General features: G+C 39.9%; 7 protein-coding genes. 5 read left to right on the top strand and 2 right to left on the bottom strand.

The genetic code is table 11. The features are described 5' to 3' along the window. Positions 1–101: 101 nt before the first annotated feature. Complete coding sequence (locus NSQ57_RS06725; protein WP_342425821.1) at positions 102–1,310, bottom strand: MFS transporter; 1,209 nt, start codon at positions 1,308–1,310, stop codon at positions 102–104. Positions 1,311–1,322: 12 nt separating this feature from the next. Beyond that, positions 1,323–1,865: a PadR family transcriptional regulator gene (locus NSQ57_RS06730; RefSeq protein ID WP_342425822.1), complete on the bottom strand. Its 543-nt coding sequence runs from the start codon at positions 1,863–1,865 to the stop codon at positions 1,323–1,325. Positions 1,866–2,301: 436 nt separating this feature from the next. Here NSQ57_RS06730 and cysE point away from each other — a divergent pair, with 436 nt between their 5' ends. Genes cysE through NSQ57_RS06755 form a run of 5 tightly spaced genes read left to right on the top strand, consistent with a single transcriptional unit; the run spans position 2,302 to position 25,030 of the window. Then, positions 2,302–2,874: a serine O-acetyltransferase gene (gene cysE, locus NSQ57_RS06735; protein ID WP_342425823.1), complete on the top strand. Its 573-nt coding sequence runs from the start codon at positions 2,302–2,304 to the stop codon at positions 2,872–2,874. Between the two features lie 23 nt (positions 2,875–2,897). Further along, the gene (locus NSQ57_RS06740; protein ID WP_186290454.1) at positions 2,898–3,905 is read left to right on the top strand and encodes a SagB/ThcOx family dehydrogenase; all 1,008 of its coding nucleotides are present in this window, start codon (positions 2,898–2,900) and stop codon (positions 3,903–3,905) included. Between the two features lie 35 nt (positions 3,906–3,940). Further along, positions 3,941–7,129 (top strand): amino acid adenylation domain-containing protein, encoded by a 3,189-nt coding sequence (locus NSQ57_RS06745; protein ID WP_340954753.1) that lies wholly within the window; start codon positions 3,941–3,943, stop codon positions 7,127–7,129. Between the two features lie 18 nt (positions 7,130–7,147). Further along, entirely contained in the window at positions 7,148–10,423 is a 3,276-nt protein-coding gene (locus NSQ57_RS06750; RefSeq protein ID WP_342425824.1) for an amino acid adenylation domain-containing protein, read from the top strand. A 15-nt stretch (positions 10,424–10,438) separates the two neighbouring features. Continuing rightward, on the top strand, positions 10,439–25,030 hold the full coding sequence (locus NSQ57_RS06755; RefSeq protein ID WP_342425825.1) for an amino acid adenylation domain-containing protein: 14,592 nt from the start codon (positions 10,439–10,441) through the stop codon (positions 25,028–25,030). The last annotated feature ends 10 nt before the right edge of the window (positions 25,031–25,040 follow it).

Genomic DNA, 25,040 nt, shown 5'->3' on the forward strand with positions numbered 1-25,040 from the left:
AGTTTGGAGGGATACCTTTTTCTATGGATTAGGGGCTCTGGGATGGATAGCTGCAAAGGAAGTATTTTATTTCTTATAGGTGATATGAATTTGTTGTTTACTTATTTACTTAGTTTTATATTGTTTGATGAATTTTTGGCTTTCCTTAAGGCTGAAGCGAGTACCAACATGTATATTAATACAATAATACCAATGACTAAGTAAGATAATTTAATATTCATTAAATCGGTGAGAGTACTGCTCAAAATAGGGCCGATCATTAGACCAATCGAGTATGCCGTGTTATAGAGAGCAAAAGTAATTCCATAAGAATGAATTCCACTTCGTTGAGAAATATCAGCAAGTTGAGGTAAGCAGGGAGCAAGAACCATACCCATGCTAACTCCTAAAACAGCTAAAATAACAGCTTGAAGTGATAATATTGCTGGAAGTGCAGTTAGAGGAAGAGCAATGGATACCATAAGTAGACCGAGGAGAATTCCATTTTTATAGCCGATCTTGCTGGAGAATTGACCTATAAAGGGGGTTGCCAGGCCATAAGCAAGTGTGGGAATAGCAAATAACAGTCCGATAACTCCTGGATTAGCGTTAAAATTGTGCTGTAGGTGTAACGGTAGTGTTGGCTCAAGTACGCTTGGGACGGATGCACCGATAATTACAACCCCGATAACCAAAAGCAAATCTTTATTTTTCATGAACGAAAAAGGAGATAAGTACTTTTCATTTTTCTCTTCCGGAATATCGTGCAGGAGTACTAGTCGAAGTACAGCATCGATGACGGCCAATGCGATGGCAAAGTAAAAAGGGAACTGGTAACTTCCCCATTGATATAACCAACCGCCTATTGTCGGTCCGAGAAGGGTTCCAGCGGCTTGCCCAGACAACGCCAAGCCCATGGCTTTGCCGCGTTCTTCAGATGGGTATAGCTCAGCCAGCAGGGCGAGCCCTGCTGTCCAGGTCATGGCGGCTGCGACCCCTTGAAGAGCACGTGCCAGTACAAGCAGCCAGAAGGTGTGGGCTATGGCGAACATTAAAGTGGAAGCTATGAGTCCAATTAACCCCCATAACAGAGGAGTCTTTCTCCCAATTCGATCCGTTAACAGACCAAAAATAGGAGTAGCTATAAACAGTGCAATTGCATAACTGCTGAACAAAAATCCAATTTCGGTTTGAGTTGCTCCAAGAGAATCTGCGTATCTTGGCAAAATGGGGACGACTAATCCATAGATTAACATGTCAATGAATACAGCTAATCCGACAACCGTTAGAGCAGCTTTTTGTTTATAGTGTGCTCCTTTACTCATTTTCATCATTACATCCTCCTATAAATTTCTTCTGATTTCCTCTTTAATTTGCTTAACAAATTTTAATTGCAGCTCGCATTGATCATAAATATTTTTGAAAATTAACATGACGTTTACAGGGATATCCATAAGTTCAGCTTTTTGTTCCTGACCTAATTTCATTTCTTTATAGATTTTTTCAATGGCTTGATGCTGAAAACTTAAAGCTTCTTCTATTTCATGGAGGCCAGCCTCATCCATAAAAGTCAAAGCTGTGTACAGGGCTGTTGGAAACACTACAGAAGTTTCTTTAAATGATTCGATTAAAAGCCGACTAAACTCGCTTTTTCCAGTCTCCGTAATAGCATATATAGCTTTAGACCGATTCCCTGTTTGTTCTAATGTTTCTAAACGTACAATACCTTCTGAATCCAGTTTTTTTAAGGCATGATATATGGAAGCTGGTTGCACATAAGCCCATTTATCCGTTTGTGCTGATTGCATTTTCTGTTGTATTTCATATCCTGACATTGCTCCATATTGCAGCAAGAGCCCAAGAACCATTACACGTGTTGTACTCAAGATGATATCTCCTCTCATAACTTCTTTTGCTAAATGTTTTATACTAAATGTTTAGTAAAGGATTATAGTCGGATTATATCATTACAGTCCAATGATGTAAAGGTTTATTGCCTACTTGCGTTCCTCACTGTGTCTCTTCAAAAGAAGCCGTGTTGGCGAAATAAAGTTTTTTTATTTATTAAATCTGATTAAATTTATACAGTTTGCGATTATAAATTTAGCCTGAAAAACATTAATTCAATATTTACTTTACGAAAATATGGAGGTAGAATATTTCTTGTGTAACATACTAAATATTTAGTATTTTATATTTTTTAAAAAATGTATAGTTATTAATGTTTTCTATTCTATAAGAGAGGTGGAAATATATGAACAGTTAATAATGATGCTTACATTTTCATCGGAAAGGTACTTTCTGCAAGGGGAGTGATCCGAAATGTTAAGCAAGGTAATCAAGGATATCCGGTTTATTAGAGAAATGGACCCAGCGGCAAATAGTTGGCTTGAAATAGTATTATGTTACCCAGGCTTTCATACTCTGCTATTCTACCGATTATCCCATTTCCTTTTTGAGGTTCATTTGTATTTATTTGCGCGAATGTTATCTAATTGGGGACGATTTTTTACAGGAATAGATATACATCCAGGCGCGAAGATGGGGGATGGGATTTTTATAGATCATGGTATTGGGGTTGTAATAGGTGAAACTGCTGTAATAGGAAGCAATGTGACGATATATCAAAATGTTACTTTAGGAGGCACTGGGAAAGACGTGGGGAAAAGACACCCTACTATTGGAAACAGGGTTGTTTTAGGGGCGGGAGCTAAAGTATTAGGCCCTATTAGAATTGGCGATTCCTCCAAAATAGGAGCAGGTGCAGTTGTATTAAAAAATGTTCCCGACAATTGTACCGTCGTTGGTGTATCGGCAGGCATAGTGAAATGGAATGGATATTCAATCATAAAAAACAACCAGCATAATAAGTCAGTGGCCAGATACCTTAAATGATCATATTTAGAGGAGGAACTATTATGCATAAGCAAGCCCCTGTGCAATTATCTAAATTAATCCAGAATGAAACTGTGTATTTCTGGTCTCCATCCGTTCGTTGGTGCAAAACAGAGGACGCTGTTGAAATTGAGCATTCCATATTCTCTGGTATAGCACTTGAATTATTCCCTGAGTTGTACTACATAACGCAAAAAGGCATAAAGCTGGAATCTCTTATCGAGCATTATTCTCATTTAAATCAGGAACACCTTGTTGATTTTATTAAACATTTAATTAATGAACGCATATTAGTAAATTCAATTTTATCCCCTCAAGAGCTCCTTTATCCGCATAATTATCTTGTACACAATCCTCACCACGAAGACACTTTCATTGATCCGGAACGTTACAATCACTTCAAACAAAAACAGCTTGAACGCTCATTTTCGAATGTTATGGAGTATGAACTTCCTCTAGAGGATGTTTCATTCACAGAAGAGATTGTAAATCGCAGATCTTATCGTAATTTTGATATAAATCGCAAACTTCCATTTAAAACATTTTCAAAGCTAATCTCTGTTTTTAAGCAGACGATAACTAACGGGGAGATTCGCTATTTTTACGCAACTGATGGTGGATTATATCCAATCGATATATTCATTTATGTTAAGGACGCCCGTATAGAAAAGGTAAAGGCAGGCTTATATTACTATAATCCAGTACGTAATATGCTACAAATGGTAAGCAGCGCCTGTGTAATCACACAAGAAGCTCATTATGCCCAAAATCAAGAAATATTTAGCACATCAGCTTTTTCTGTATTTATGGTTTATGACAGTGAGGTAACGATGCCGAAATATGGGGGAATGGGCTATTTGTATGCTGCTATCGACTGTGGAATTATGGTGCAGCTGTTAACTCAAGTAGCTGAGCTGGAGCAGGTGGGGTTGTGTTCTATTGGTGATATGAATTTCCGGAAAATCAAAAAATATTTCAAACTAAATTCGAGTCAGGTTATGCTGCACTCCATTGAAGTTGGACTCAAGTAAATAGAAGATGGAACCTCGGCAGGGAGGAATAACATATGACTATCCACAGTCTATTTGAAAAGCAAGTAGTAGCTAATTCAGATCATCCCGCTGTTGTCAGTTGTGAAAAATGCCTAACTTATCGCGAATTAAATGAAAAATCCAATCAATTAGCTAAAGTATTGGTTGAGCATAATGTTTGTACTGATTGCATTGTTGGAATTATGATGGAACGCTCCGTCGATATGATCATTGCAGTATTAGCGGTCCTTAAATCTGGAGGAGCTTATTTGGCAATTGATCCAGGTTACCCTGAGGAGAGAATTAGATTCATGCTAAGTGACAGCAATGTGAAGTTGCTGCTTACACAGCGGCCTTTAAGAACTCCTAATCATCCAGGATTAAGTAAATTAGTAGTGACTGAACAACTGTATTCCAATCGCTCGACTGATAATTTGGAGCGGAATGTTTGCTCAAGCAATCTCGCCTATTTAATCTATACCTCAGGTTCAACAGGACAGCCTAAAGGAACCTTATTAGAACATAAGGGAATTGAAAATTTGCAGTCAATTTGGACAAATAAGTTCCATATTACTTCAAAAGATCGAATCGGTCAGTTTGCCAGCTTTTCATTTGATGCCTCTGTATGGGAACTTTTCATGGCACTTTTTAATGGGGCAACCTTATATATTATTCCTCAGAAAATAATACATGATCCCATTGATTTTGAATCCTATGTTTCAGAAAATATGATAACTGTCTTAACACTGCCTCCAAGTTATGCAGTGTACTTAGAAGTTTCACGTATTTCTGATTTAAGGTTGCTGATAACAGCAGGATCGTCATCATCCAGTAATTTGGTAAATCAATGGAGTCCGTATACAACTTATGTGAATGCATACGGGCCCACGGAAGCGAGCATTTGTGCTTCTTTATGGATGGCTCCTTCAGCATATTTTGAAGGCAATTCAGTTCCTATAGGCTTGTCATTGCCGAATACGCATTTTTTTATTTTTGATGAGCAACTGAATCCTGTTGATAATGGACAAATTGGGGAGCTTTTCATAAGCGGCTGTGGGCTGGCAAGAGGATATTTGAATCGTCCAGAGCTTACAGAACAAAAATTCATCCAACATCCAACAATTCCGGAAATAACAATATATAGAACCGGTGATTTAGTTCGGATGCTTCCTGACGGGAATTTGGAATATCGTGGGAGGCTAGATCAGCAAGTAAAAATACGTGGACATCGGATCGAATTAGAAGAAATTGAGGCGATTCTACTTAAACATAACGAAATCACAGAAGTAGTGGTGCAGGCTATTCAGAGTGAGCAGGATCAGTTGCAGTTGTGCGCGTATTATGTAGCCCAAAATACGATAAGCACGGCGGAGTTGCGTCAGTTTATCAAGCAAGAATTACCGATTTATATGATGCCTACCTATTTTATTTATTTATCTGAACTTCCTATGACTATTAATGGAAAAGTGGATCGAAAAGCTCTTCCTATGCCAACCAGGGATTTATCGGAGCAACCTAATCTTCAGCAGCCTCGCACTGATTTAGAAGAACTTCTATGCCTACTAATGGGTGAGGTTCTTGGCGTAGGCCAGGTGGGTATATATGATAACTTTTATGATTTGGGTGGTGATTCAATTAAAGCCATTCAATTATCTGCAAAGTTGAACTCCCATAATCTAAGGCTCAGTAGTCATCATCTTTTAAAACAGCCTACTATTGCACAATTTGGCCAGTCCATTCAACAGATTCACCGTAAGAGTGACCAAGGCAAAATTTTGGGGAATGTCCCCCTTATCCCTATTCAGCATTGGTTTTTTACAAAAAAGTTAACTGATAAGCATCATTGGAATCAATCTGTTCTGTTTTATAATCCGGAACGCTATGAAACAGAAGCATTGCTCAGAGTTTTGAGAACACTGGTTGAGCACCATGACGCGCTTAGAATGACTTATCAGATGGAGAGCGGTAATTTAAAACAGGTGAACATGGACGTGAGTCCCGAGGTATTCAATTTCAATGTATTCGACGTGCCGCATGAGGATGAAGAAAAATTTATTATTGACCAAATTTCAGAGATTCAAGGGAGTAAAAGTTTGGAGAAGGGGCCATTAGTACATTTAGGACTGTTCAGATCCAAGTCAGGAGATCATTTGCTGCTGTCGATACATCATTTAGTAATGGACGGAATTTCCTTACGTATATTAATCGAAGATTTCTCAAAGTCCTATGAGCAAATTATTAAAGGCAGACAGGTGGTTATACTGCAAGAAAAAACAGATTCATACCAAAAATGGGCTGAAGCATTGGAGAATTATTCGAATAGTAGGGAAATAGTAAAATACATCCCTTATTGGCTGGATTTTAATGCAAAAGTTAATCAAGAATTATTACTGTGGAAAAATGATCAAGTACAGGTGTCAACACAAAGGAACAAACGTAATTTAAAATTTGCTCTGTCAAAAGAAAACACAAAAAGGCTTCTTGGCCAAGTCCATCATGCATATAACACCGATATAAATGATGTTTTGATAACTGCTTTAGGGATAGCTCTGTATGACTGGCTTAAAGTCAAACAAGTTGTAATCAATATGGAATCCCATGGCCGTACAGATATTTTACCTGATATGAATATTACACGTACAGTCGGTTGGTTCACATCTCAGTGCCCAGTGCTTCTATGTATGTATGAGCCTGACAATTTGTCTGAATGGATTATAAAAACCAAAGAGAATCTTAGAACTATTCCAAATAAAGGTTTGGACTATGAGGTACTCAAGTATCTTAGCCCGGAAAGTTTGAGGGCACCTTTGGCATTTTCTATTGAGCCAGAAATTAATTTTAATTATTTAGGTCAACTTGACCCAATCTCAAGTTCTCCATATTTCCAACTCTCTTCTTACAGCAGTGCAGCTTCCTTTGGACCCGAGGGATTAGGGAATATCAGCCCTAATAATGAACTGTGTTATGCACTTGAAATAACAGGATATATCACGGGAGATCAATTGCATCTTTCTATCGGCTATGATAGTGCACGAATTAGTGGACAAGAAATCCAACATTTGGCTGGAAGATATGAAAAGCATCTTATCAGGACTATTCAGCATTGTATAGACAAGAAGGAGCAGTTGCGCACTCCAAGTGACTTTACATTAAAAAATTTAAAGGAAGAGGATTTAGATATGATTTATGATGTGCTTCTCAGTTCCTTAAATTCTAAACACTAGATTAGGCAGGTGAGTAGAGTGAACCCGTTTTCAAAAGAACAAATTCAGGATATATATACGCTGTCCCCCATGCAAGAAGGCATATTATATCATTCTCTGTCAGATACAGATCCCAACACTTATTTAGTACAGCTAATTCTAACTATGGAAGGTTATCTTAATGTTGAACTTATGAAGCAAAGCTTTTTGACACTTATCCAACGGCACAATGTATTAAGAACTACTTTTTTATGGGAAAAGGTCAAACAGCCGCTTCAGGTAGTGCTGACGGAAAGACCTCTTCAATTTGTTTATGAAAGCAGAGCTGATATATCAAATCTGGATAAAAAACAGTGGATCCAGCATTATTTACAAAAGGATCGTCAGCAAGGATTCAACCTAACGGAAGATCCGCTCATCAGGCTATCCGTGCTACAGACAAGCCCTGGTGAAAGTACTTGTATACTCACTTTTCACCATATTTTAATGGATGGCTGGTGCTCCGATTTAATCCTTTGCGAATTATTTGAAATCTACACTTCTTTAGTTAAAGGACAAAGCCAATCCATTGGTATGGAACAGCCTTATAGTCAGTATATAGAATGGTTGGCAATACAAGACCAAGACAGTGCTCTTGAATACTGGAAAGATTATTTAAGCGGATTTGAAGAATGCTCCATTCTACCAGATCAGACACGCAGTAATGGAAAAAAATCAGTTCAAAATTATAGCTTGGGTAAACATTCTATTCAATTAGAGCGTCGACTGTCCAATTTCTTAAAAGAATTGGCTCGAAACAACCAAGTTACATTAAACGCGGTCTATCAGAGTCTTTGGGGGATTGTGCTGCAAAAATATAATAATAGTAACGATGTTGTATTTGGTTCAGTTGTTGCAGGACGGCCACCAGAGATCCCAGCAGTTGAGCGAATGCTAGGATTGTTTATTAATACAGTTCCCTTACGTATACAATCAGCGGGAGACCAAACTTTTACCTCACTAATGCAGCATATTCATCATCTGAATTTAAAATCTAAGCCCTATGAGCACTTGTCACTTTCACAGATTCAAAATCAGTCGATCGGACAAAGCCTGTTTAATCATATTTATGTGTTTGATAATACGCCTTTAAATTCCTCATGGAAACATCTGTTAGCGGAAGTGGATGTAAATATTAAGGAAGTTGATGTTATAGAACATACTAATTATGACTTAAGTATTACAGTGCTTCCGGGAGATGAAACAAACATAACATTTATCTATAATTCCAATATTCATTCTGAAGATACTGTGCGAAGAATGGCAAATCATATATATAATGTCGCAATGAAAATCTATAGTGAACCTTCTGCTTGTTTGAAAAATATCTGTATTTTGAGTGCTGATGAGGAAATCGAACTTATTGCACTGAGAAACTCAAAGAGTATGGAGTGCAGCGGTACAGAAACACTTGCAGATTTATTTGAAAGACAAGTTGAAGTTGCGCCATTTGCAACGGCCCTTACCTATGGAGAAACTCATATATCTTATGAAGAGTTAAATAAGCAAGCCAACAAGCTTGCCTATGTTTTACAAGATTTAGGTGTTCAACCTGATCAACTAATTGGACTACTTACTGAGCGTTCACCAGAGATGATTATTGGGATACTGGGCATTTTGAAATCCAATGCGGGCTATACTCCTCTTGATCCGGAAAATACAAGTGAGCGGTTAAAGGTTATTGTGCAGGATGCTAACTTATCAATCATTGTAGTTTCGCGATCAAACGTTTCTATAATTACAAAGCTAATAGCACAACTGGAAGGTTCCGAAAGACATCGGATTTTGGTTCTTGAGGATGTGCTGGAACAAACAGATGATCGTGATAAGAGTAATCCAATACGTATTTCAGAGGCTAATCAATTGGCTTATGTAATGTATACTTCTGGCTCGACCGGTATACCTAAAGGAATCATGATTGAACATATCAATGTAATGAGAGTTGTGAAAAGTTCAGATTATGTACAAATTACACCACAAGATACCATTCTCCAATTGTCCAACTTTGCTTTTGATGGGTCTGTTTTTGATATATTTGGGAGCCTTTTGAATGGAGCAAGACTTGTTTTAGTAGATAAAGAGACAATGCTTAATGTATCTGAGTTAGCCCAATTGATTTTAAAAGAGAATGTCTCCTTTTTTTTTGTGACAACGGCCCTTTTTAATACACTCGTAGACCTTGAAATTCATTGCTTGGCCAATGTAAGAAAGGTACTTTTTGGTGGCGAGCGAGTATCCATAGTACATGTAAATAAAGCTTTTCAGTTGATGGGTAAAGGGAAATTTATTCATATGTATGGCCCCACAGAGAGTACCGTTTATGCGATGTATCATGAAGTTCAAGAAGTTAATGAGGAGATGTTTACGATTCCGATCGGCCGACCCATTAAGAATACGGAGGTGCTTGTTCTTAATTCGGATAATCAGCAGCAGCCAATTGGGGCAGTTGGGGAACTGTGTATTGCTGGAGAAGGCCTCGCACGAGGTTATCTCAACAATGACCAATTAACTCAAGAGAAATTTTTCTATCTACATGATAAACGATTATATAAGTCAGGTGACTTAGGGCGACGACTTGCAAACGGAGAAATTGAATTTACAGGTCGTAATGACCATCAGGTAAAGATTAGGGGGTTCCGAATTGAATTAGGTGAAATTGAAAAGTGTATCCTTGAAAATCAGGCCATTAAAGAAGTATTCATCATGGAGCAGGCAGATAAACAAGGAGATAAGCGCTTATGTGCGTATTTTGCTGCAGATCAAGAAATGAATACCGAAAAAATCAGGCAATGGGTATCCGAAAGATTGCCGAACTACATGATCCCTGCCTATTTTGTAAAGGTAAAGAAGTTGCCTTTAAACGCAAATGGCAAAGTGGATTATAAAAAACTACCAATTCCTAATACAAGCCAGCTTTTTCAGAATCAAGCGATACGTCCAAGGAACAGTACTGAAGAGACGATAGCCCGTGTATGGGAAACGGTGTTGGGGATTGAAAACATAAGTGTAGTCGAGGATTTTTATACATTGGGAGGAGATTCAATAAAAGCGATTCAAATTTCGGCGCAACTCCGAGTGAAAGATATTACAGTAACTACCAAAGATATATTCCAGTATCCGAGCGTAGCGGATTTAAGCACCTTTATTATAAAGGGACAATCTAAGCAGGCCCAGTCTGTGAATACTACTGTGATCCAAAATGGCTATGACGAATTAGGGATTTCCGCAAGTGATCTGCACGAACTTCAAACAGAGTTGAATTCTAAGATCAATTAACAGGGGGAACTAGTCATGTCGTCTAAACAACTTTTACAAAAGATTTATTCGTTAACACCGATGCAAGAAGGAATTCTATATCATACATTGCGTGAAGAAAATCAGGGGAATTTTATAGTTCAGCTTTTTTTCAGTGTGGAAGGGCCTCTCTCACTAGATATTATGAATAAGAGTATGCAATTGCTTGTACAGCGACATGATGTTTTCCGTACGCTTTTTAATGTCGATAAAGCGAAGCGACCCATTCAAATGGTCGTAGACCATCTGGAACATAAAATTGTTTTTCAGGATTTAACTGAAAAAAATCATGATTGCCAAATGGAGTATATCTCTCATTATGCTGATGAGGAAAAAATGAAAGGCTTCGATGTAACTGCTGAAATGCTTGTTCGGCTTGCGGTATTCCAGACGAATCTGCAACATTTTCGTTTACTGCTAAGCTTTCATCATATTATTGTAGATGGTTGGAGCTTGAGCGCGATTGTACAAGAGCTTTTTGAAATATATAGTGCCTTATCTGCGCAAAGATCTCCTGTTCTAAGGGAAATTCACTCTTTTCAAAATTATATCGAATGGCTTAATCATCAGGATCAAGATTCTGCAAGTTTATACTGGAACCAATATTTAGAGGGGATTGAACAGTCCACTGCTCTACCATGGCAACCCAAACAGAAAAAGGAAGGCTACTTGCAGGAACAAGTTAAGTTTACCTTCGATCGGGAAATGACTAAAAAACTTAAGGAATTGGCACTTGCCTATCGTGTAACAATGAATGCTGTTATTCAAGCAATCTGGAGTATTGTGCTAAAAAGATATAATGATACCAATGATGTGGTTTTTGGAACAGTCGTTTCAGGAAGGCATGCAGCAGTTTCCGGAATCGACCAAATGATCGGAATATTTATTAATACCAATCCAGTAAGAATAAAATTTGAGCAAGACATCGATTTTGAAGATCTGTTGATACTCATCCATAAGCAAATGATTGACTCCCAAGAGCACAGTCATTATCCTCTGATGAAGATACAAGCGGCTACGCTATTAAAAGAGAATTTAATCAATCATATTGTAGTTTTTGAAAATGTGCCTTTGGAATTCAATTTATTAGACGGACAGCATGCACATGAGCTGAGAATTTATGATATTGAATTAAAGGACCAAACAAACTATGATTTCAATATCATTATCATCCCCTCCGAAGAAATCTCTGTATGTTTAAAGTATAATACATTTTGCTATTCGCATGAGGATATGCAAAAGGTTGCCGGACATATTCGTGCGGTCACTACTGCCATCACTGAAAATCCACACATACTTGTTAGAAACATTTCAATTCTCACACCCGATGAAAAAGAACGTATATTAACAGAATTCAACAACACAGACCAAGCTTTCTCTGGTCAACAATGTTTACACGAATACTTTGAGGATAGAGTTATAGCTTATCCTAATAAAACTGCCCTCATTTTAGGTGAACAAAATATGAGTTATGAAGAGGTCAACAAATGTGCCAATCAGCTAGCCAGAATACTACGACGCAAGGGGGTTGGTAGTAACCGGAGCGTTGGAATAATGGTTGAAAGATCATTTGAAATGATCATAGCTATACTGGCGATTCATAAGGCTGGTGGGGCTTATATACCTATCGATCCAGCTTATCCCAAAGAGCGGGTTCGGTATATGCTACAAGACAGCGTAACCAACCTTGTCTTAACAAAGACAAAGTGGAAGGAATGCCTCTCAGGTTTTGAAACAGAAATCCTGCTTATGGATGTAGGCTTGTCTGATAACGAGGATGACACCAATCTAAATTGTGTTAATAAACCTGAGGATATGGCTTACATTATGTACACATCAGGTTCTACTGGCAAACCAAAAGGGGTTATAGTTCAGCATCGGTCCGTTGTCAACAATATGTTGTGGATGCAACGAAAGTATTCGATCACAGAAGTGGACATTATTATGCAAAAAACATCTTACACTTTTGATGTGTCTGTGTTTGAATTGTGCTGGTGGTATTTCCAGGGCGCTGCCACCCTATGTTTATTGGAGCCTGGAGCTGAAAAAGATCCTGAGAGCATAATCCGCACAGTTGAACAACAAAAAGTAACTGTGATCCACTTTGTTCCATCCATGTTACATGCATTTTTAGACTATTTGGAATATGGAGAGGGACATATTCAGCGTTTATCGTCTATACAAAAAGTATTCACCAGTGGAGAAGCACTGACATGCTGGCATGTTCAACGGTTTAACGATAGATGGAGAAGAGATAGAAACATTGTTTTCTCTAATCTATATGGACCGACTGAAGGCACTATACATGATTCTTATTTTGATTGTCCTTCTGATTTTGAGATGGATTCCATACCAATCGGCAAGCCGATCGATAATATTCAAATGCATATAATAGATCAGGATGGTCAATTGCAGCCAATTGGAGTAGCAGGAGAATTATGTATTTCGGGTACAGGTGTAGCAGCAGGATATGTGAATCTTCCAGAAGCAACTGAAGAGAAATTTGTAAGGGACCCATTTAGAGCAGGTCAAAAAATGTACAAAACAGGCGATTTAGCAAGATGGAAGAGTGATGGGAATATTGAGTACATGGGAAGAAAAGACTTTCAAATTAAGATCCGTGGGTATCGAATTGAGATTGGAGAAATAGAAAACGTTCTGCATCAATATCCAGGTATACAGCAGGCATTAGTCACAGTATATATGGATGCCAAAAATAATGGATATTTATGCGCATATATTATGGAGTCCCGATCTATCAATGAAAATTCTATAAAAGAATATCTTATCCAACGGGTTCCAGATTATATGGTGCCGTCTTATTTTATAAAGTTAGATAGATTTCCTCTATCGCAAAGCGGAAAGATTGATCGTAGGAATTTACCAGTACCGGACATCAAAGTAAAGGTATCTGCTAGCTACACACCGCCAAGAAATCATATTGAAACTGTGACTTCAGAGATATGGGAAGAAGTACTGGGGGTAGCAAAAGTGGGCATTCATGACCATTTTTTTGCACTCGGAGGAGATTCTATCAAAGCCATTCAAGTGTCGTCACGTTTACAACGTCATCATGTGCATATCGGAATCAAAGATATTTTCGCGAATCCTACGATTGCACAATTAACTCAAGTGTTAGCTATACAAACCAAAGTTGTAGATCAGAGTGTTGTTGAGGGGATCGTTCCGCTTACGCCAATTCAAAAATGGTTTTTTGAACATCAGGGGATACAACGTCATCATTGGAATCAGTCTTTTATGTTGTATAGAAAAGAAGGTTTTGAACCTGGGACCCTTCAAGAAACGATGAATTGTATTATTTATCATCATGATGCTCTGCGTATGGTGTATGCAAGCGAGCAAGACTCTATTGTACAAACAAATCAGGACATAAAAGAGCCAGCTTGGTTGCAGGTTATGGATCTATCAAGTGAACTAGATGTAAGGGAGCGTATCGCAAATTTTTCAGAAGAGATTCAAAAGAGTATGGATTTAACTACAGGTCCTCTACTGAAAGCGGGGCTATTCCAAACCATAGAAGGAGATTATCTCCTTATGGTTGCGCACCATCTGGTAATCGATGGTGTTTCTTGGCGAATATTACTGGAAGATATCACACAGGTTTATAAAAAGCTTAGTTCGGGAGAAAAGCCTTCATTACCATATAAGACTACTTCATATAAGAGCTGGGCTAGTGCACTGGAGGAGTATGCGAACAGTCCGATATTACTTGATGAGATTCCATATTGGATGAATATGGATCAACGGCATATTGAGCCTCTACCTAAGGATCGCACATGTTCGACCAACTTTATCAAGGATACAAGATCGATAAATATTCAACTATCCAAGCAGGACACAGACAATCTGCTTCGTCATTCCAATCAGGCTTACAATACGGAAATTAATGACTTATTGTTAGCTGCATTAGGGAGTGCATTCCGAGATTGGACACATCATACTCAGATTCTAATCGGTTTAGAGGGGCATGGGAGAGAAGACATAGTTTCTGATATTAATGTTTCTCGGACAATCGGTTGGTTTACAACGATGTATCCTGTAGTAATTGATCTTCCGCCATCTTGTTGTGTTCAGGATACTGTTCAACATATAAAACAAACATTACGCCAAATCCCGAAAAAAGGGATTGGATATGGTCTGTTAAAATATGTTACTGCTCTGGAACACAAAAAATTAATGAAGTGGAAGCTCAATCCAGAAGTTTGCTTTAACTATTTAGGTGAATTTTCTCAAAGTATAGATCAGGGAGTTTTTACGCTTACTGATATGCCTCAGGGCCAAATGCTTGATCCACAATCAGAGCGAAGTTACTCCATTGATATAACGGCAGCAGTTATGGAAGATGAGTTGAAAATTTCTTTTATATACAATAAGCATGAGTATGATGAAGATACCCTGACCGAAGTTGCCTTAAATTTCAAAAATCATCTCTTGGAAATTATTAATCATTGTGTAACAGGCGGGACAAAAGAGCTTAGTGGAAAAATATACCCGACAGCGCTTCCCGATTTAGAACAAATAAACGCTCCTTTTGCGTTAACTGATATTCAGATGGCATATTTTCTAGGTCGAAATGATGAACTTGAAATGGGCGGCGTTTCCACTCATGTATATACCGAGGTGGAGACTGACGTTGACATGGTTCGTTTTAATGAATGCTTGAATAAAGTCATTCAAAGACACCCAATGCTAAGGGCGATTATCATGCCAAGCGGCGAGCAGGTTATTCTTAAAGACGTGCCTGAGTATAAAATGGCTATAGAAGATCTTCGATTTCTGACAAGAAGAGAACAAGAGGAACGAATTCATCTGGAGCGAAGCCGGATGTCACACCATGTGTTTGTTCCTGAACAGTGGCCGATGTTCGAATTTAAGGCTTTCCAGCTTGAGAATGATAAGTATCTATTGTGTATGGGCAGGGATTTGCTCATTGCTGATGCAGCAAGTATGGATATTATCGGTCGTGATCTGATGTATTTCTATCACAATCCAAATGCCGAATTGCCCAAATTGGACTTCACCTTCCGCGATTATATTCTTGCTTATTTAGATTTGAAGAAATCTGAAATATATGAGCTGGATCGCAAATACTGGCTTAATAAAGTGGAAGACTTTCCTTTAGCGCCTGTTCTCCCTTTACGTTGTGATCCAGAACAAATAAAGTCACCAAAATTCCAAAGAAAAGAGAAGATATACAATCAGCAGCAGTGGGTTTCTTTAAAACAGCTGGCTTTACAAAATGGAGTGACTCCATCCGCTCTGCTTGCGACTATTTATTCATATCTTCTTTCCATATGGGGCAATCAAGAGAACTTGTCCATTAATCTTACAGTCTTCAATCGTTATCCTTTTCATGAGCAGGTAGAACATATAGTAGGTGACTTTACATCAAACCTTCTGCTTGGTATTTCATTTAAACCGGGTATGTCATTCTGGGAGAAGGCCCGAGCTGTTCAGTCTGTCTTAATTGATGCGTTGGAGCACCGTCACTATGAGGGTGTTGAGTTTATTAGAGATATTGTGAGACATCATGGGATTAGACATGGAAAGGCAGTAATTCCGTATGTTTTTACTTCTGTGCTTTCTGAAAATAAGACAGAGCGCACACCTGGTCTTGAACAATTAGGAAACTTGAAAACGGGAATAACGCAAACTTCACAGGTCTATATTGATTTTCAGGCAACATTAGTATCGGATGAATTATGGGTATTTTGGGATTATGTAGAGGAATTGTTTGCGCCAGAAATGATTGAAGGTATGTTCAGGCAGTTTACGCAAATCATTGATTCTCTTTTGTTAAATACAATGAATTCTTCAAATTTGAAAATTGAAATAGAGAATAAGGAAGCTATCCGATTATACAACAATACGAACAAGACTTTTCCACCTAGCACCTTGCACGGGTTGTTCGAGGAGCAGGCAGGGCGTAGTCCAGAAGCAGTGGCGTTAATATATAAGCATGAAAGCCTCACGTATGGAGAACTGCAGAAACGTTCGAATCAGATTGCTCGCTATTTGCAAGAGCAGGGGGTATGTCGTGGTGATTATGTCAGCGTATTGGCAAGCCGGAGCATTGCAACCATCGCTAATGTTATAGGTATTTTGAAGGCTGGAGCAGCTTATGTACCGGTGGATCCAGACTATCCGGAAGAACGGCGCCACTACATTCACGAGCACAGTCAGTGTAAGCTGACTGTAGGACCGGAGCTGTATGATACAGCCGACCTAGCAGGATATTCTGACAAAGCACTTCTGCTGGATTATCATCCAGACGATGTGGCGTATGTGATTTATACATCGGGCAGCACAGGCCGTCCCAAGGGCGTAATCACAACACACGGGGCAGCAGCCAATACAATTCAGGATATAAATCATAAATTCGGCGTCCATGAGCGCGACCGAATGATAGGTTTGTCCTCCATGTGTTTCGATTTGTCTGTATATGATCTGTTCGGTGCCTTGGCAGCCGGAGCGGCATTGGTACTGATTGATGACCAGCGGGATGTGGAAGATGTAATCTACACGATAGAGCATCAGGGCATCACCATATGGAATTCCGTACCGGCTATTATGGAAATGGTGCTTGCCAGCGTAACGGCTGACTTTCACAATGATGGAATTCGAGAGGTGTTGCTCAGCGGGGACTGGATACCGCTACAGCTGCCTGAGAAAATAAAGCGACATTGCCCACATGCAGAAGTGATTAGCTTGGGGGGAGCAACAGAAGCCTCGATTTGGTCCATTTACTACCCAATCAAGGAATGGGATAGACAGACCGCCTCGATACCTTATGGCAGGCCGCTGGCGAACCAGCAGATGTATGTGCTGAATTATGAACTAAAGCCTTGCCCGGCGGATGTACAAGGGGAACTATACATTGGCGGGATGGGGCTTGCAGCAGGTTACCTGAATGATGAACAGAAAACCCGTGAATCGTTTGTGGAACATCCAGAGCTGGGCCGACTGTACCGAACGGGAGATTATGGCGTATGGCGTCCAGCCGGTTATATCGAATTTCAAGGACGAAAGGATCAGCAGGTCAAGATTCGGGGGTACCGGGTAGAGCTGGGAGAAATTGAAGGCCGCCTGCTGGCACATGAATTCATCCAAAATGCAGTGGTGATGGAACGAAGAGATCATCGCAATCACGTATTTCTATGTGCGTACTATGTTCCAGATGAGGAGGAAGTGACCCCGGAAGAACTGCGAATATATTTACAACGGGAACTGCCGAGTTATATGGTGCCGTCGCATTATATGGAACTGGATAAACTACCGTTATCTCCTAATGGCAAGGTGAATCGAAGAGAACTGCCGATCCCGGATGTGGAGCAGCAAATGGATTCGAAATACGAAGGAGCACGTAATGAGACAGAGCAGAAACTGACGGAAATATGGAAAGAGGTATTGGACGTCGAACGAGTAGGAATCCATGATCACTTCTTTGAACTGGGTGGAAATTCGATTCTGATGGTACAAATCCGAACCAGAATAAGCAGGGAAATGGGAATCGATTTGAATCTACGAGACTTCCTGCAGCATTATACCATAGCGAAGCTGTCAGAACGGATCAAGGAAGGTGTAGATACACAAGCGGCCATTGTGTATCCGGAGTTAACACCTGATCCGGAGCATATGTATGAACCATTTCCGCTAACGGATGTGCAAATGGCCTATCTGATGGGACGTGAGGACCATTTTGAAATGGGCGGAATATCGACTCATGGATATACGGAAATTAAAACCGACTATGATATAGACCGACTTAATGTTGCATTACAACAGGTCATTCAATATCAGCCCATGATGCGTGCAGTCGTATTTCCTACCGGAGAGCAGGTTATCCTGGAGAACGTACCGGAATATCGAATAACAGTGACTGACCTTACCCATATGAGTTCGTCTGAGCAACAAGAACGGATAGTGTCAGAAAGAGAGCGAATGTCTCATTATGTATTTCCAACAGACCAATGGCCACTCTTTGAATATAAAGCTTTTAAATTATCTGAAGGAATTCATTATTTGTTTATCAGCTACGACATGTTGATTACGGATGGAGCAAGTATCCAACTGATAGGTAAGCTGCTGGTTAAATTCTATCATGAGCCCAATTGGATGCCATCACAGTTACAGAGTACATTTCGGGACTACATTCTGGCATTGCAGGATTTTAAAAATTCGGAAACCTATAAGCAGGACAAACTGTATTGGCTGAATAAATTAGACGATTTTCCTGCAGCTCCGGAGCTGCCTTTGAAAGCAGATCCCTCCGGTGTGACTGAGCCTCGTTTTTGTCGTCTAGAGCAAGAGATCGATAGAGAAACCTGGGAGAAAATTAAAAAACAGGCGTATCAGTACAACATCACGCCTACAGCGGCTCTTCTTGCTGCTTATGCAGAAGTGATGGCCTTTTGGAGTAATCAGCCTCATTTAGCCGTGAGCTTGACCGTTTTCAATAGACTACCGTTTCATCAAGATGTGAACGACATGATTGGGGATTTTACTTCCGTAATTCTTATAGAAATTGATTTTAGGTCTGAAAAGGGATATTGGGATAGGGCGAAACAGATCCAAGAACGTCTTTTAGAATCACTTGAGCATCGGCATTATGATGGAATTGAATTAATACGAGAAATATCTAAGTACCATAATTATGGTAATCGTGCTGTTATGCCAATTGTTTTTACAAGCATGCTGCTGGGGACCAAAGAAAGAGGTGAAGTTAGCTGGTATGAATTAGGAGAAATAAAAATGGGTGCTGGGCAGACATCTCAAGTTTACTTGGATCACCAACTTTTTGAAGATAACGGTTCGTTAAAGCTTGTTTGGGACTACGTTGAGCAACTATTTGATGAAAATGTAATTCATTCAATGTTCAAGCAATATATTAATACATTAACTCTGCATACCAACTGCATAAAAATTACTGAACAAGAAATGAAATTGATGGAGAGCTACAATAATACAGAGAAACTGATACCATATAGCACCTTGCACGGGTTGTTCGAGGAGCAGGCAGGGCGTAGTCCAGAAGCAGTGGCGTTAATATATAAGCATGAAAGCCTCACGTATGGAGAACTGCAGAAACGTTCGAATCAGATTGCTCGCTATTTGCAAGAGCAGGGGGTATGCCGTGGTGATTATGTCAGCGTATTGGCAAGCCGGAGCATTGCAACCATCGCTAATGTTATAGGTATTTTGAAGGCTGGAGCAGCTTATGTACCGGTGGATCCAGACTATCCGGAAGAACGGCGCCACTACATTCACGAGCACAGTCAGTGTAAGCTGACTGTAGGACCGGAGCTGTATGATACAGCCGACCTAGCAGGATATTCTGACAAAGCACTTCTGCTGGATTATCATCCAGACGATGTGGCGTATGTGATTTATACATCGGGCAGCACAGGCCGTCCCAAGGGCGTAATCACAACACACGGGGCAGCAGCCAATACAATTCAGGATATAAATCATAAATTCGGCGTCCATGAGCGCGACCGAATGATAGGTTTGTCCTCCATGTGTTTCGATTTGTCTGTATATGATCTGTTCGGTGCCTTGGCAGCCGGAGCGGCATTGGTACTGATTGATGACCAGCGGGATGTGGAAGATGTAATCTACACGATAGAGCATCAGGGCATCACCATATGGAATTCCGTACCGGCTATTATGGAAATGGTGCTTGCCAGCGTAACGGCTGACTTTCACAATGATGGAATTCGAGAGGTGTTGCTCAGCGGGGACTGGATACCGCTACAGCTGCCTGAGAAAATAAAGCGACATTGCCCACATGCAGAAGTGATTAGCTTGGGGGGAGCAACAGAAGCCTCGATTTGGTCCATTTACTACCCAATCAAGGAATGGGATAGACAGACCGCCTCGATACCTTATGGCAGGCCGCTGGCGAACCAGCAGATGTATGTGCTGAATTATGAACTAAAGCCTTGCCCGGCGGATGTACAAGGGGAACTATACATTGGCGGGATGGGGCTTGCAGCAGGTTACCTGAATGATGAACAGAAAACCCGTGAATCGTTTGTGGAACATCCAGAGCTGGGCCGACTGTACCGAACGGGAGATTATGGCGTATGGCGTCCAGCCGGTTATATCGAATTTCAAGGACGAAAGGATCAGCAGGTCAAGATTCGGGGGTACCGGGTAGAGCTGGGAGAAATTGAAGGCCGCCTGCTGGCACATGAATTCATCCAAAATGCAGTGGTGATGGAACGAAGAGATCATCGCAATCACGTATTTCTATGTGCGTACTATGTTCCAGATGAGGAGGAAGTGACCCCGGAAGAACTGCGAATATATTTACAACGGGAACTGCCGAGTTATATGGTGCCGTCGCATTATATGGAATTGGATAAACTACCGTTATCTCCTAATGGCAAGGTGAATCGAAGAGAACTGCCGATCCCGGATGTGGAGCAGCAAATGGATTCGAAATACGAAGGAGCACGTAATGAGACAGAGCAGAAACTGACGGAAATATGGAAAGAGGTATTGGACGTCGAACGAGTAGGAATCCATGATCACTTCTTTGAACTGGGTGGAAATTCGATTCTGATGGTACAAATCCGAACCAGAATAAGCAGGGAAATGGGAATCGATTTGAATCTACGAGACTTCCTGCAGCATTATACCATAGCGAAGCTGTCAGAACGGATCAAGGAAGGTGTAGATACACAAGCGGCCATTGTGTATCCGGAGTTAACACCTGATCCGGAGCATATGTATGAACCATTTCCGCTAACGGATGTGCAGATGGCTTATCTGATGGGACGCGAAGATCATTTTGAAATGGGCGGAGTGTCGACACACGTATATATTGAGTTGGAAACTTCATTGGATATGGAACGGTTTAATCGAGCACTACAAAAAGTTATTGAACGTCATGTTATGTTACGAACGATTATCTTGCCGAGCGGACAGCAACAAATATTAGATTATGTTCCGGAATATCATATTGAGATTATCCCTATGGAGGATCTCTCCAAGGAAGCCCAGGAACAGAGAATACTGATGGAAAGAGAGCGCATGTCTCACTACATTTTCAAAACCGATCAGTGGCCTCTATTTGAATATAAAGCCTTTCAATGTTCTGCCGAGATGATTTACCTTTTTATTGGTTATGACATGTTAATAACGGATGGGGCGAGCTTTCAATTCATTCATCAGGAAATTATGAAATATTACCATGATCCTGATTTAGAATTGGAAGGAGTGGACGTTACTTTCAGAGACTACATGATGGCTTATACGGCTTTCAAATCCTCGGAAATATATAAAAGGGATCGGCAATATTGGATGGATAAACTGGAGTTTTTCCCTGATCCTCCTGCTTTACCGTATATTTCCTCACCGAGCCGAATTGTACAACCGCGATTCAAAAGGGTAACCAAACACTGCAATAGAGAGCTTTACGAAAAGCTAAAGAAAGTTTCGCAAAAAAATCATGTGACACCAACTGCAGTGCTGTGTACTGTATTTGCCAAAGTGTTGTCATACTGGAGTAATCAACCCCAATTGGCGCTCAATTGTACTATTTTTAATCGTTATCCATTTCATAAAGATGTATATAAGATGATTGGGGACTTTACATCCGTTATGTTGCTTGACCTCACGCTTGAAGGAGAGAAATCTTTTTGGGAACAGGCTGAATCCATACAAAACGTGTTGATGGAGGCGCTCGAACATAGACACTACGACGGTATTCAATTCATCAGAGAGATAGTACGTCAACGTGGTGCTGAAACTCATAAGGCAGCGATGCCCATTGTATTCACAAGCATGTTACTGGATACAGGGAAAGGTACGGATGATTCTGTTTATTATATGGGGGATGTAAAAACAGCGGTTTCTCAAACCTCCCAAGTTTTTTTAGATTATCAGGTCCTGGAAGTAGATGGTGGACTCACGATCACATGGGATTATGTTGAGCAACTCTTTGATTCAGAAATCATTAAAGCGATGTTTGACCAGTACTTTATGCTGCTGGAATTTTGCTTAAGTTCAGATGCAGGAAATCATTTTTCTTGGGGACATGAAAATCATCTTCTGACTGCAGCCTTTAATAATACTTGTGAAGAAATTCCAAGGACTACACTTCATTCCTTATTTGAACAGCAGGTCGTTCGTTGTCCAGAGGCAACTGCAGTGATTTATAAAAATAGCCATATCACTTATCAGGAATTAAATGAGCGCTCGAATAGGGTGGCTCGCTATTTACAGGAATATGGCGTATGTCGTGGTGAATTTATTAGTGTATTAGCCAATCGGAGTATTGAAACCATTGTGAATATTATAGGTATATTGAAGGCCGGAGCGGCTTATGTACCGATTGACCCTGATTATCCAGAGGAACGTCGTGAATATATTAGAAATCACAGTGGTTGTAAATTAATGTTAGAACCGGATCTTTACGTTAAGAAAGAATTAGCCGTTTATTCTGGTGAGGTTCTTCAGGTCGAACATGATCCTGATGATGTTGCCTATGTGATTTATACTTCAGGTAGTACAGGCAAACCTAAAGGAGTCATTGTTACACATGGGGCGGTAGCGAACACAGTGCAGGATATAAATCGTAAATTCAATGTGAATGAGCAGGACCGTATTATTGGATTATCATCCATGTGTTTCGATTTATCGGTTTATGATCTATTTGGAGCGTTAGCGGTTGGAGCGGCTTTAGTGCTTATTGATGATCAACGTGATATTACAGAAGTCGCCAAGACACTGGAGGAACATAAAATTACAATTTGGAACTCTGTTCCAGCTATAATGGACTTGATGTTGGACCATGTGCTTGGAGAAGAAGAGGAAAGCTATTATTACTGGGATAGTATGTACCGATCGTCTGAAGCACAAAAGAAAAACACTTCTTTGCGTTTGGCCATTCTTAGTGGAGATTGGATACCTCTCAGTCTACCGGATAAAATTCGCAGACAATATATTCACGCGAATGTAGTAAGTATGGGTGGAGCAACAGAGGCTTCTATTTGGTCCATTTATTATCCTGTATATGAAGTCCATGAAGATTGGGCCTCCATACCTTACGGAATGCCACTAGCCAACCAAACTTATTATGTATTGAATTACGATCAGGAACTTTGTCCAATAGGTGTAAAAGGTGAGCTGTACATTGGAGGTGTTGGCCTAGCCAAAGGTTATCTTCATGAAGAAGAAAAAACAGCATTCTCATTCTTAAATCATCCAAAGTTTGGAATATTATATCGCACTGGAGACCAAGGGATTTTGAATTCAAAGGGATATATTGAATTTTTGGGACGTAACGATCAGCAAGTAAAAATTCGCGGTTATCGTGTAGAACTTGGTGAAATTGAAAATCAAATTCTTCAAATTATTGGAGTAAAGGAAGCAGTGGTTTTGTATACTCCTGATTCAAGAGGAAATAAAGTACTGTGTGCGTATATTGTGGCCCAACCAAGTTTGAGCATTCAGGATATTAAAGAAGGTATTTGTCGTGTATTGCCAAATTACATGGTGCCTACACATTTTATTCGTCTTGAACAAATTCCTTTAACACCTAATGGCAAATTAGACCGGAAAGCACTGCCAGAGCCATCGGGTAAAACCATATTTCAAAAGAAATATGAAGCTCCAGTGACGGAGATGGAGCACATTATGGTACGAATTTGGGAAGAGATTTTGGAGTATAGTTCCATTAGTGTAGACGATTCTTTATTTGAACTGGGAGTAGATTCGACAAGTGTAATTAAATTTGTGGCGAGACTAGCTACAGGGCACGGAATAGAGCTTCCGATTCGACAGATATTTGTGACACCGACTATTCGAGAATTGGCATCCCTAGTTTCTTCATCTGAGACGCAGACTAGCGACCTTTCTAACGAAAGAATGTTGTTTAATCCACAGGGAGAAAGAGACCGGAACATATTTTGTTTCCCTCCGGTAGTGGCTTTAGGGGTTGTATATCAAAGGCTTGCTGAATTCCTGGGTTCCTATCGATTGTATAGTTTTAATTTTCTTGGGATTGAACAGGACCGTCTCATTGCAGAATATATCCGCCTTATAAAAGAAGTTCAGCCTGAGGGGCCTTATGTATTTCTGGGAATTTCAGCAGGAGGAAATTTGGCTTTTGAGATTACAAAGGCACTTGAAAAACAGGGAGATAAGGTTGGCCAGCTCATTTTATTGGACTCATTCTACATTACAGAAATAAATTCAGAGCGGCTTACAACGGAAGAGAGTCGTAAATATGCGAAAGAGACAGTAGACATTATGTTAGAAAAATATCCACAATTGCAAAGTGAAGGAGAATTTTTTTATCTCCATGTTGGAGAGAAGATACAGAGATACTATACTTATCTGGATAATTTAATGAATTCCGGACAAGTTGCGGCTCATATTCATGTTATTAAATCTCTTCAGAGTCAAAGTAAACATATACGTGGAGATATCCGGATGTGGGAGCATTCTACAATTGGGGAGTATTCCATTTGTGATGGATATGGGGATCATGAAAGTATGCTTGATGCTACATTTGTTGAACAGAATGCAGAGTTGATTCTAAGTATATTGGGGAAATAAATGATAAAAA

This window comes from Paenibacillus sp. FSL L8-0502 (assembly GCF_038593055.1).
GTDB lineage: Bacteria > Bacillota > Bacilli > Paenibacillales > Paenibacillaceae > Paenibacillus > Paenibacillus polymyxa_D.

What these genes read in the sequence shown, in the direction of transcription:
- NSQ57_RS06725 (WP_342425821.1), bottom strand. Translation starts at nt 1,310, where the DNA reads ATGAAAATGAGTAAAGGAGCACACTATAAACAAAAAGCTGCTCTAACG.
- cysE (WP_342425823.1), top strand. Translation starts at nt 2,302, where the DNA reads ATGTTAAGCAAGGTAATCAAGGATATCCGGTTTATTAGAGAAATGGAC.
- NSQ57_RS06740 (WP_186290454.1), top strand. Translation starts at nt 2,898, where the DNA reads ATGCATAAGCAAGCCCCTGTGCAATTATCTAAATTAATCCAGAATGAA.
- NSQ57_RS06745 (WP_340954753.1), top strand. Translation starts at nt 3,941, where the DNA reads ATGACTATCCACAGTCTATTTGAAAAGCAAGTAGTAGCTAATTCAGAT.
- NSQ57_RS06755 (WP_342425825.1), top strand. Translation starts at nt 10,439, where the DNA reads ATGTCGTCTAAACAACTTTTACAAAAGATTTATTCGTTAACACCGATG.